This is a genomic window from Kitasatospora sp. NPDC059462, assembly GCF_042749955.1.
Lineage (GTDB): Bacteria > Actinomycetota > Actinomycetes > Streptomycetales > Streptomycetaceae > Kitasatospora.
In genome coordinates, this window is sequence record NZ_JBHYUU010000219.1 from 1 (window position 1) to 11840 (window position 11840).

Consider the following 11840-nt stretch of genomic DNA (forward strand, 5'->3'; position numbering starts at 1 on the left):
CGGTTACATTCCGAACCCGGAAGCTAAGCCTCACAGCGCCGATGGTACTGCAGGGGGGACCCTGTGGGAGAGTAGGACGCCGCCGAACAAATTTTCTGGAGAAGCCCCCGCCGGTCATCGGTCGGGGGCTTCTCTGTTGTAAGGTCGACGTGCAGTAGTTGCCAGATGTGACAGGAGGCCCCCGGGTGGAGGTCCAGGAGACGCGGGTCCAGACCGATCGCGTCCTCACCATCCCCAACCTGCTGAGCATGGGCCGGCTGGTCGGTGTTCCGCTCTTCCTCTGGCTGATCCTCTGGCCGGTGTTCGACGGACCGAACAATGACGGTTGGGCCTTGCTGATTCTGATGCTCAGTGGCATCAGTGATTACCTGGACGGCAAACTCGCCCGGCGGTGGGGCCAGATCAGCCGGGTGGGGCAGCTGCTCGACCCGCTGGCGGACCGGCTCTATGTGTTCTCGACCCTCGTCGGCCTGACCTGGCGTGAGATCCTGCCGTGGTGGCTGACCGGCATCCTGCTGGCCCGTGAGGTGTTTATCGCGGCGCTTCTGCCGATTCTCAACCGGCACGGCTACGGACCGTTGCAGGTGAGTTTCCTGGGGAAGGCCGCGACATTCAATCTGATGTACGCCTTTCCGCTTCTGCTGCTCGGCTCCGGTGACAGCTGGATCGCCCAGCCGGCCGAGATCGTGAGCTGGGCGTTCATCTGGTGGGGGACCGTCCTCTACTGGTGGGCCGCCATTCTCTACGCGGTCCAGGCACGGCAGATCATCCGCGGCGGCGCGGGCTCCTCCGTGTCCACCGTCTGAGACGTGATCTGAGAGAATCCCCACGGCGCCACGGTGCGTCGGACGATAGCTTCCGGGTAGACCACCTCTGGAACGGTTTGATGGACCCGCAGGGCCCACCACCGCGAAGGAGGACGCACCCGTAATGAAAGCCGTTGTTATGGCAGGGGGCGAAGGCACTCGACTTCGCCCGATGACCTCCAGCATGCCGAAGCCGCTGCTTCCGGTCGCCAATAGGCCGATCATGGAGCACGTGCTTCGGCTGCTGAAGCGGCACGGTCTCTCCGATACCGTCGTGACCGTCCAGTTCCTGGCCTCACTGGTGAAGAACTACTTCGGTGACGGCGAAGAGCTGGGCATGCATCTCACCTATGCGAACGAGGAGACCCCACTCGGCACTGCGGGGAGTGTCAAGAACGCCGAGGACGCCCTCAAGGACGACTCCTTTCTGGTGATCTCCGGCGACGCGTTGACGGACTTCGACCTCTCGGAATTGATCGAGTTTCACCGCAGTAAGAACGCACTGGTCACCGTCTGCCTCACCAGGGTTCCGAATCCCCTGGAGTTCGGTATCACGATCACCGACGACGAGGGCCGGGTCGAACGCTTCCTGGAGAAGCCGACCTGGGGGCAGGTCTTCTCGGACACGGTGAACACCGGTATCTACGTGATGGAGCCGGAGGTCTTCGACTATGTCGCGGCCGGCGAGTCGGTGGACTGGTCGAGTGACGTGTTCCCGCAGCTGCTCAAGGAGGGCAAGCGGGTCTACGGCTACGTGGCCGAGGGCTACTGGGAGGACGTGGGCACCCACGAGAGCTACGGCAAGGCCCAGGCGGACGTCCTGGAGGGCAAGGTCGACGTCGAGCTCGACGGGTTCGAGATCTCCCCGGGCGTCTGGGTGGCCGAGGGCGCCGAGGTGGACCCGGAGGCGGTGCTCCGCGGCCCGCTGTACATCGGGGACTACGCCAAGGTCGAGGCCGGCGTGGAGATCCGCGAACACACCGTGCTCGGCAGCAACGTCGTGGTGAAGCGCGGGGCCTTCCTGCACAAGGCGGTCGTCCACGACAACGTCTACGTCGGGCCGCAGAGCAATCTGCGGGGCTGCGTCGTCGGCAAGAACACCGATGTGATGCGGGCCGCGCGGATCGAGGACGGCGCGGTGATCGGGGACGAGTGCCTGGTCGGCGAGGAGTCGATCATCGCGGCGAACGTCCGGGTCTACCCGTTCAAGACCATCGAGGCCGGCGCGGTCGTCAACACCTCGGTGATCTGGGAGTCCCGGGGCCAGGAGCACCTGTTCGGGGTGCGCGGCGTCTCCGGCATCCTGAACGTCGAGATCACCCCGGAGCTGGCCGTCCGGCTGGCCGGGGCGTACGCGACGACCCTGAAGAAGGGGGCGACCGTCACCATCGCGCGTGACCACTCGCGTGGTGCGCGCGCGCTCAAGCGGGCGATGATCTCCGCCCTGCAGACCAGCGCGATCGACGTCCGGGACCTGGAGAACGTCCCGATGCCGGTCGCCCGGCAGCACACGGCGCGGGGCAGTGCGGGCGGGATCTTCCTGCGGACCACCCCCGGGGTGCCGGACTCGCTGGACATCCTGTTCTTCGACGAACGCGGGGCCGACCTCTCGCAGGCCGGTCAGCGCAAGCTCGACCGCGTCTACGCGCGCCAGGAGTACCGGCGTGCCTTCCCCGGCGAGATCGGCGACCTCACCTTCCCGTCCAGCGTCTTCGACTCCTACGCGGGCAACCTGCTGCGGGCCGTGGACACCACGGGCGTGCGGGAGGCGGGGCTGAAGGTGGTCGTGGACACCGCGCACGGCAGTGCGGGGCTCGTCCTGCCGAGCATCCTCGGCCGGCTCGGGGTGGAGGCGCTCACCGTCTCCAGCGGGCTCGACGAGGCGCGGCCGACCGAGGACGCCGAGGAGCGCCGGGCCGGGCTGGCCAGGCTCGGCGAGCTGGTCGCCTCCTCGCGTGCGGCCTTCGGCGTGCGCTTCGACCCGGTCGGCGAGCGGGTGGCCTTCGTGGACGAGCTGGGCCGGGTGATCGACGACGACCGGGCGCTGCTGGTCCTGCTGGACCTGGTCGCGGCCGAGCGGCGGAGCGGGCAGGTCGCGCTGCCGGTGACGACGACCCGGATCGCCGAGCAGGTCGCGGCGTACCACGGCACGCAGGTCACCTGGACCACCACGACGCCGGACGACCTGGCCAAGGCGGCCTCCGCCGAGGGCACGGTGTTCGGCGGCGACGGTCGCGGCGGCTTCGTGGTGCCCGAGTTCAGCGGGGTGCTGGACGGGGCGGCGGCGTTCGTCCGGCTGGTGGGCCTGGTGGCCCGCACCCAGCTCACCCTGAGCCAGATCGACGCGCGGATCCCGCAGGCGCACATCCGCCGGCGGGACATCGCGACGCCGTGGGCGGCCAAGGGCATGGTGATGCGCTCGGTGGTGGAGGCGGCCGGCAGCCGGCGGCTGGACACCACGGACGGCGTCCGGGTGGTCGAGGCGGACGGGCGCTGGACGCTGGTCCTGCCGGACCCGGCCGAGGCGGTCACCCACCTGTGGGCCGAGGGCCCGGACGACGCGGCGAGCGAGGCCCTGCTCGACGAGTGGGCGGCGGTGGTCGACAGCGCCGGGCGGTGAGCCCGTGGCGGGGCGGGGCGGCACCGGCCGCCCCGCCCCGCTGTCCGTTTCGGGCGGTTGGTCATGGTCCGCCGGATTTGGCATGTCTGCAGCTCAGGGGGCGTGCGCGGGGCCCTCCCGCGACATGGGACGATGGTCCGCATGTCAGCGACGCCGGGGCAGGGTGCCAGCCATGGACGGTACAACCGTCCGGACGCCTCGATGTCCCTGCTGACCAATGTGATGGACCACAGCCTGGACGAGGGCTACGCCGAGGCGGCTGCCGCACGGGGCGGCGACGGGCCGTACCGGATACCGGGGACGAAGCGCGGCCTGCTGACGCTGGGGGCCGGGCTGGCGCTCGTCGGCGCGGTGGTCACGGTCGGGGCGGTGAACGCGCACAAGGCGGAGCCGACGCTCGCCAAGGAGCGCGACGCCCTGATCCACCGGATCAACGACGCCAACGGCTCCGCCGACCGCCTCCAGCAGCAGGTCCAGGACCTGCGCCGGAAGGTCGAGAGCACCCAGCAGCAGGCGCTCGCCTCGGGCGACGACTCGGCGGCGGTGGCCGGCGAGGTCGGCCTCGGCGAGGTGACCGGGCCCGGGGTGAAGCTGGTGGTGGAGGACGCGCCCGGCACCGGCGCGGGCGGGAACGTCGATCCGCGCGCCGGGCAGGGCTTCTCCAACAGCGGACGGTTGCGGGACCGCGATCTGCAGCTGGTGGTGAACGGGCTGTGGGCCTCGGGCGCGGAGGCGGTCTCGATCAACGGGCAGCGGCTCACCGCGCTCTCGGCGATCCGCGCGGCCGGCGAGGCCGTCCTGGTGGACAACCGGCCGCTGGTGCCGCCGTACACCGTGCAGGCGCTCGGGGACGGGACGCGGCTGGTGAACGCGTTCGAGAGCGCCATGGCCGGCCAGTACCTGCGGCTGCTGCAGGAGAAGTACGGCATCAAGTCGAGCATCTCGGCCCAGAAGAGCCTCACGCTGCCCGCGGCCGTCGGTGTCACGCTGCGGACCGCCCAGCCCGTCACTCCCGAGCCCTCGCCGACGGCGAGCGCGAGCGGGACCACGGGTCCGGGCGGCACGGCGAGTGGCGCCGCGAGCGGGTCACCGAGCGGATCGCCGAGCGGGAGCCCCGCCGCCGGTGCGACGCCGTCGGGGAGCCCGTCCGCCGAGGCCTCGCCGTCGGCGAAGCCGAGCGGCAAGCGCTCGCCGAGCGCCCCGGCCACCAGAACCACGACCTCACCCCGCCCGACCACCACGACCACCACCGGGTCGTCCTCCGCAGCGACAGGAGCCGCTACACCGTGATTGCCGTACTGGGTCTCGTGATCGGGGTCGTCGTCGGACTCTTCGTCCAGCCCGAGGTGCCCGACGCCGTGGTGCCCTATCTGCCGATCGCGGTGGTGGCGGCGCTGGACGCGGTGTTCGGCGGCGTCCGCGCGATGCTGGACGGCATCTTCGACGACAAGGTGTTCTTCGTCTCGTTCCTGTCGAACGTGGTGGTGGCGGCCCTGATCGTCTTCCTCGGCGACCAGCTGGGCGTCGGCTCGCAGCTGTCCACGGGTGTGGTCGTCGTCCTCGGCATCCGCATCTTCTCCAACGCCGCGGCGATCCGGCGCCATGTCTTCCGCGCCTGAGCCGGGCCGCGGGCGCGCGGCGGAGGAGAAGTCGGACGGATCGGCGGGAGAAGTCGTGCAGGACGAGAAGCGCGGGGAAGGGACCGCGGACGGGGCGGTGACCGCGCCGGCCTCGCCGGCCGCCCAGGCCCCGACGGAGGAGGCGGCCGGGAAGGCGCCCGGACGGCCGGCCGAGGCCCTGCGGGCCGAGCCCGGCCCCGAGGCCGCTCCGCCCGTCGCCCGGCGCGCCCCCGCGGTGACGCCTGCGCCCGCGCGTGCGCCGGAAGTGACGGCGGAGGCCCCCGGGGCGGACTCCAGGACGCCGGAACCCGACGACGAGCCGGAGCCCGAGGACGACCTGGAGGAGCCCGAGCACCCGCCGATGTCGGTCTCCGCGTACACCGAGGACCGGCACGCCGGACGGCGGCGGCTGATGGCCGCGCTGTGGCCGCCGCGGGTGTCGCGCGGTCAGCTGGTGGTGGCCCTGCTGCTGTTCTCGCTCGGTCTGGGGCTGGCGATCCAGGTCCGCTCGACCAACGACCACCACAGCCAGCTGCGCGGCGCGCGCCAGGAGGACCTGGTCCGCATCCTCGACGAACTGGACAGCCGTCAGCAGCGTCTCCAGCAGGAGAAGGCGGAGTTGGAGCAGTCCCTGGCCAAGTTGGAGAACAGCTCCAACCAGGCCAAGGAGGCCCAGGAACAGACCAGGAAGAAGGTGACGGAACTCGGCGTCCTCGCCGGGACCGTCCAGGCCACCGGTCCGGGCATCGTACTGACGGTCGATGATCCCCAAGGGCAGGTGAAGGCAGATATGCTGCTGGACACCCTGCAGGAACTCCGAGCGGCGGGGGCGGAGGCGATTCAGATCAACGATGTGCGCGTGGTGGTCAACACCTACTTCACGGACGTGTCCGGCGGCGGTGTGCAGATCGACGGCAAGAAGGTCTCGGCGCCCTACCGCTTCACCGTCGTGGGGAATCCGCAGGACCTCACGCCCGCGTTGAACATTCCGGGAGGTGTGGTCCGTACCCTGGAGAGTCACCAGGCGCGCGCGACCATCTCCCAGCAGCAGAAGGTGGTCGTCGACGCCCTCGTCGACCCCAGGACGCCGCAGTACGCCAAGCCGGCTCCGAAGTGACCGTCACGTTCGGAGTGCCACTCCAGCCGGCCCGGTCCACGACCGGTCCCGCACCCTGTCCGAGGTTCTCACCCTGCCCCACGGGCGGGTCTGTCACACGCAAGGGGATTCGCCCGTGAGTTTCTTCTCGAAGTTGTTCGGTCGTAACAAGGGTCGCAACGCGGCCGCGGCGGAGGCGCCCACCGCGCTGCACCGCCGGGACGACGAGCCCGCCGTGCCGGGCATGCGCTCCGCCCCGGAGGGTGCGGAGTACGCCGAGCGTCCGCTGTTCCGGGACGGTGCCGGCGCCCAGTACGCCGGGAATCAGGCGGGCTACGGCGCGTCGGTTGACCCCTCCGGGGCCCCGCGCATAGGTTTCCCGACAGGACCCTCAACCTCTGGTGGAGGGTTTGCTCCGGACCCGTACGCCGGGCACAACCCGTCGGGTGTGCCGCGCCAGGAGGCTGTGAACATGGCTGGCCCCACTCCGTGCCCCAGGTGCGGCAATCAGAACCCGGCCTCGGCCCGGTTCTGTTCCAACTGCGGTACGGCGCTGCGCGGCGGGCTGCTGCCCGAGGGATCGGCCGAGACCACCTCGACCATCTCGATCTCCGGCCTGGAGTCCTACGACCCCAACACCACGACCGGGACCGGTACGCCGGCCCTCTCGGCCGAGGTGCTGGCGGCGATCGACGCGCTGCCCCCGGGCTCGGCGCTGCTGATCGTCCAGCGCGGCCCGAACTCCGGCAGCCGGTTCCTGCTGGACTCGGACAAGACGACGGCCGGGCGTCACCCGCAGGGCGACATCTTCCTGGACGACGTGACGGTCTCCCGCAAGCACGTGGAGTTCCGCCGGACGCCGGGCGGCGGCTTCACCGTCGCCGACGTCGGCAGCCTGAACGGCACCTACGTCAACCGGGAGCGGATCGACGAGGTCGCGCTGAACAACGGCGACGAGGTGCAGATCGGGAAGTACCGGCTGGTCTTCTTCGCCAGCCACAACCGGGGGTACTGAAACCAACGTCGGCAGGAGCCCGAGTGAGTCCGAACACCCCTTCCTCTCCTCTCGGGGCGGCCACCCCCGCGCCGTCCGGCCCCCGGCCGGACCAGGGCGCGCGGGGGGTGGTCGCGGCCCCCAGGCAGCCGGTCCGTCCGGACCGGCCCGCCGGGCGGCGGCGCGCTGGTGACGAGCTGTTGAGCATCGGCGCCGTGCTGGCCTTCCTGCGCGACGACTTCCCCGAGGTCACCATCTCCAAGATCCGCTTCCTGGAGGCGGAGGGGCTGGTCGAGCCGCAGCGGACGCCCTCGGGGTACCGCAAGTTCAGCCCGGCCGACGTCGAGCGGCTGGCCTACGTGCTGCGGATGCAGCGCGACCACTACCTGCCGCTGCGGGTGATCCGCGAGCACCTCGACGCGATCGAGCGCGGCGAGACCCCGCCGGCGCTGCCCGGGCCCGCCGACAGCCGGCCCGGGCCGCTGGAGGAGGCGGACCGCGAGCTGACCGCCTCGGCCGAGGCCTCCGCCGGGGTCCGGCTGGGCCGGGCCGAGCTGCTGGCGGCCGCCGAGGCCGGCGAGGCCGAACTGGCCGAGTGGGAGTCCTACGGGCTCGTCCTGCCCGGGCCGGACGGCGGCTACGACGGCGAGGCGCTGCAGGTCGCCCGGCTGGTCGCCGAACTCGGCCGGTACGGTCTGGAGCCGCGCCACCTGCGGGCCATGAAGGCCGCCGCGGAGCGGGAGGTCGCCCTGGTCGAGCAGGTCGTGGCACCGCTGCGGCGGCACCGCAACCCCCAGACCAGGGCCCATGCCGAGGCCACCGCCCGGGAGCTCGCGACGCTCTCCGTGCGGCTGCACGCGGCGATGGTCCAGGCCGGCCTGCGGGTCCGTTCATAGCACCGACCGCTCCGGCCCCACGGCGCTGACCAGCGGCGTCGGCGCTGCGCTTTCATATCCGGGTCGGGAGCCATAGGGTTGCCTGTGTGAATGAGCTCGACGTCGTGGGTGTCCGGGTGGAGATGCCTTCCAACCAGCCGATCGTGCTGCTGCGGGAGGTCGGGGGCGATCGGTACCTGCCGATCTGGATCGGCCCCGGCGAGGCGACCGCGATCGCCTTCGCCCAGCAGGGCATGACGCCGGTGCGCCCGCTGACGCACGACCTGTTCAAGGACGTCCTGGAGGCGCTCGGCCAGCAGCTCACCGAGGTCCGGATCACCGATCTGCGCGAGGGCGTCTTCTACGCCGAACTGGTCTTCGCCGGCGGGGTGGAGGTGAGCGCCCGGCCGTCCGACGCGATAGCGCTGGCGCTGCGCACCGGCACGCCGATCTACGGGAGCGAGGAGGTGCTCGCCGAGGCGGGCATCGCGATCCCGGACGAGCAGGAGGACGAGGTCGAGAAGTTCCGCGAGTTCCTCGACCAGGTGTCGCCGGAGGACTTCGGCGGGGGCGGCCCGCAGTAGGGCGCGGACCGGCCCCGGGGGCGCTGCGGAACCGGCCGGTGGGCCGTTGAGCCGTAGGGATGCGGCTGTTTTGCCAAAATGCGGCCACCTACCCACACTAGGGGCACGAAAAACCACTCTCCTGAGTGACGCGGTCGGTTCGGCTCGGCGTGGCGATCGTTGACGGGCCATAGGGGACTGCCTACCGTCAGGAGGGGCTGCCCGGGTGCCCGACGCCCGAGGTTCGGGTGGCCCGCAGCACGAGTGGACGGAGGTAGGCATGACCGGCACTGGCGATGAAGTGGCCGCGGGAGGCCTGTGCGCCGTGCACCTGCCGCGCACCGCCCGCACGGTGACCGAACTGCCCCGGACGGCGGAGCTGCCGAGGGTGGGGAGGTTCCCGGCGGTACAGCCCGGCCAGCCGGCCCTGGAGCGGCTCTCGCCGACGTCCGAACTGATCGGCTACCGGGGACCGACCGCCTGCGCGGCGGCCGGGATCACCTACCGCCAGCTGGACTACTGGGCCCGTACCGGCCTGCTGGAGCCCAGCGTCCGTTCGGTGTACCCGGCGAGCAGCCAGCGGCTCTACAGCTTCCGTGACATCCTGCTGCTGAAGATCGTCAAGCGGCTGCTGGACGTCGGCGTCTCGCTGCAGAACATCCGGGTGGCGGTCGCCCATCTGCAGGCCGCCGAGGTCGCCGACGTGGCCGGTCTGACGCTGATGTGCGACGGTGCGACGGTGTACGAGTGCACCACGCCCCAGCAGGTGGTCGACCTGATGAAGGGTGGCCAGGGGGTCTTCGGGATCGCGGTCGGCGCGGTCTGGCGGGAGCTGGAGCTGACCCTGGTGCGGCTGCACGCGGAGCGCACGGACACCGGCGAGACGGTGGTCGGCCACGATCCGGCGGACGAGCTGGCGCAGCGGCGGCTGTTCCAGCTGGTGACGGCCGGCTGCGCGCTGGCGCTGGCGCCGAGCGCCTGGCTCTGGCTCGCGGCGGGGGACCGGGTGGGCACGGTGGAGAGCGCGCCCCCGGCTCCGGTGGCGGTGGTGTTCGGCGCCGGTCTGTTCGACGGCAGGCCCTCGCCGTACCTGGCGCACCGCCTGGACGCGGCGGTGGACCTGTACGCGGCGGGGAAGGTCCGGGCGATCCTGGTGACCGGGGACAACGGCCGGGCGGGCTACGACGAGACCGACGCGATGCGCGGGTACCTGGTCGAGCACGGGGTGCCGGAGGTACGGGTGGTCGGCGACTACGCGGGGTTCGACACCTGGGACTCCTGCACCCGGGCGCACCGGATCTTCGGGGTGGACCGGGCGGTGCTGGTGAGCCAGGACTTCCACGTCCGCCGGGCGCTGGCGCTCTGCGAGGCGGCGGGCATCGAGTCGTACGCGGTGGGGGTGCCGGAGGTGCGGGACGCGACCTGGCTGTACGGCGGGTTCCGGGAGATCCCGGGGGCCGGGAAGGCGGTGCTGAACGCCTGGCTGCGGCCGGATCCGCTGTTCCTCGGCCCGCGTGAGCCGGGGATACCGCGGGCGCTGGCGGACGCGGGCCGGGAGGGCGGGGCGCGCTGAGGCGGGGGCCGGGTCGGCGGTGTTGTCGGACCCGTGCGGGATGATCGGCGGGTGAGGTCACTGCCGAGCATCATCCACCTCGACATGGACGCCTTCTACGCGTCGGTGGAGCAGGCGGCCAAACCGAGCCTGCGCGGAAAGCCGGTGATCGTCGGCGGGCTGGGCGGGCGCGGCGTGGTCGCGACCGCCTCCTACGAGGCGCGGCGGTTCGGGGTGCACTCGGCGATGCCGATGGCGCAGGCGCGCCGGCTCTGCCCGAACGCGGCCTTCCTGACCGGCCGCTTCCAGGCGTACCGGCAGGTGAGCGAGCTGGTGATGGCGCTGCTGCGGGAGCTGTCGCCGCTGGTGCAGCCGCTGAGCCTGGACGAGGCGTACGTCGACCTGGAGGCCGGTCCCTACGGGCCGGTGCTGACCGAGTCGGAGCACGGGACCGGGGAGCGGCTGGTGCTGGCCCTGGTGGAGGACCTCCGGGCGGACATCGAGCGGCGCACCGGGCTGACGGCCTCGGTCGGGGCGGCGGGGTCCAAGCTGATGGCCAAGATCGCCTCCGAGCGGGCCAAGCCGGACGGGCTGGTGCTGATCGAGCCGGGCCAGGAGCGGGCGGTGCTCGGGCCGCTGCCGGTGCGGGCGCTGCCGGGGGTCGGTCCGGCGACCGAGCAGGTGCTGCGCCGGGCGGGGCTGAACACGGTGGCCGAGCTCGCCGAGGCGGGCGAGGCGGAGCTGGTGCAGCTGCTCGGGAAGGCGCACGGGGCCGGGGTGCACCAGATGTCGCTGGGCCTGGACGACCGGTCGGTGGTGGCGGACCAGGACGCCAAATCGGTGTCGGTGGAGGACACCTTCGAGGTGGACCTGGCCGACCGGGACCGGGTGCTGCGCGAGGTGGAGGCGCTGGCGCTGCGCTGCGCGCGCAGGCTGCGCGGCGCCGGGCGCTCGGGGCGGACGGTGGTGCTGAAGGTCCGGCGCTTCGACTTCTCGACGCTGACGCGTTCCGAGACGCTGCGGGGCCCGACGGACGACGAGACGGTGATCGTCGAGACGGCCCGGCGGCTGGCCTCGCAGATGGACATCACGGGCGGGGTGCGGCTGCTGGGCGTGGGGGTGGCGCAGCTGGCCGACTACACCCAGGAGGACCTCTTCGCGCAGGCCGTCCGGGAGGAGGCGGAGGCGGAGGCCGCCGCGGCGGCGCCCGGGGCCGGGGCGCAGGAGGAGCCCGAGGCGGTCGAGGAGGAGGCCGCGGTGGTGCGGCGCTGGCTGCCCGGGCAGGACGTGCAGCACGCGGAGTACGGGCCGGGGTGGGTGCAGGGCAGCGGGGTGGGGCGGGTGACGGTGCGCTTCGAGACGCCGTGGAGCGGGCCGGGGCGGGTGCGGACCTTCGCGGTCGAGGATCCGGCGCTGGAGCCGGCCGGGCCGTTGCCGCTGCGCGAGGGGTGGCCGGTCGCGCCGGACGACGACGCCGCCGAGGGGGACGCCGCCGACGGGGACGGCGAGGGCGGGGAGCGGGAGTAGGACGAGGACGCGAAGCGGCCCCGCCCGGCGGGGGAGCCGGGCGGGGCCGCGTGCGGTTCCGGGCTCGGACGGCCGCGATTCCCTCGGCGGCCGTCCGGGTCCGGTACCCCCGCCCCGTCCCATGGCGCGGGGGCGGACGCCACCTCAGGCGTCGGTGTTAAACCGCACCCCGCCCGGGCTCGGGGCCC

General features: G+C 72.3%; 10 protein-coding genes, 1 rRNA gene and 1 pseudogene. All 12 read left to right on the top strand.

The features are described 5' to 3' along the window. Positions 1-88 (top strand): 5S ribosomal RNA (rrf, locus tag ACFXAM_RS33870); the annotation flags it as partial. Positions 89-185: 97 nt separating this feature from the next. Further along, on the top strand, positions 186-806 hold the full coding sequence (locus ACFXAM_RS33875; RefSeq protein WP_380297159.1) for a CDP-alcohol phosphatidyltransferase family protein: 621 nt from the start codon (positions 186-188) through the stop codon (positions 804-806). A gap of 124 nt (positions 807-930) precedes the next feature. Continuing rightward, positions 931-3426, top strand: a complete 2496-nt coding sequence (locus ACFXAM_RS33880; RefSeq protein WP_380297161.1) for a sugar phosphate nucleotidyltransferase — start codon at positions 931-933, stop codon at positions 3424-3426. Positions 3427-3567: 141 nt separating this feature from the next. Continuing rightward, positions 3568-4716, top strand: coding sequence for a DUF881 domain-containing protein (locus ACFXAM_RS33885; RefSeq protein ID WP_380297163.1), 1149 nt, complete (start codon positions 3568-3570; stop codon positions 4714-4716). Next, positions 4713-5045: a small basic family protein gene (locus tag ACFXAM_RS33890; protein ID WP_344340336.1), complete on the top strand. Its 333-nt coding sequence runs from the start codon at positions 4713-4715 to the stop codon at positions 5043-5045. The genes ACFXAM_RS33885 and ACFXAM_RS33890 overlap by 4 nt, the downstream gene beginning before the upstream one ends. 55 nt (positions 5046-5100) lie before the next feature. Continuing rightward, positions 5101-6162 carry a DUF881 domain-containing protein gene (locus ACFXAM_RS33895; protein WP_380297165.1) on the top strand — a complete coding sequence of 354 codons (1062 nt, stop codon included), beginning with the start codon at positions 5101-5103 and terminating at the stop codon, positions 6160-6162. Between the two features lie 451 nt (positions 6163-6613). After that, positions 6614-7156 carry an FHA domain-containing protein gene (locus tag ACFXAM_RS33900; protein ID WP_030303564.1) on the top strand — a complete coding sequence of 181 codons (543 nt, stop codon included), beginning with the start codon at positions 6614-6616 and terminating at the stop codon, positions 7154-7156. A 179-nt stretch (positions 7157-7335) separates the two neighbouring features. Then, complete coding sequence (locus ACFXAM_RS33905) at positions 7336-8031, top strand: MerR family transcriptional regulator (protein ID WP_380297167.1); 696 nt, start codon at positions 7336-7338, stop codon at positions 8029-8031. Between the two features lie 86 nt (positions 8032-8117). Next, positions 8118-8594, top strand: a complete 477-nt coding sequence (locus ACFXAM_RS33910; RefSeq protein ID WP_030062493.1) for a bifunctional nuclease family protein — start codon at positions 8118-8120, stop codon at positions 8592-8594. 259 nt (positions 8595-8853) lie between these two features. Further along, positions 8854-9231, top strand: a pseudogene (locus tag ACFXAM_RS33915) (MerR family transcriptional regulator); the annotation flags it as partial. Between the two features lie 228 nt (positions 9232-9459). Continuing rightward, positions 9460-10146: a vancomycin high temperature exclusion protein gene (locus ACFXAM_RS33920; RefSeq protein WP_380297169.1), complete on the top strand. Its 687-nt coding sequence runs from the start codon at positions 9460-9462 to the stop codon at positions 10144-10146. Between the two features lie 51 nt (positions 10147-10197). After that, positions 10198-11652 (top strand): DNA polymerase IV, encoded by a 1455-nt coding sequence (locus tag ACFXAM_RS33925; protein ID WP_380297168.1) that lies wholly within the window; start codon positions 10198-10200, stop codon positions 11650-11652. Positions 11653-11840 lie beyond the last annotated feature (188 nt).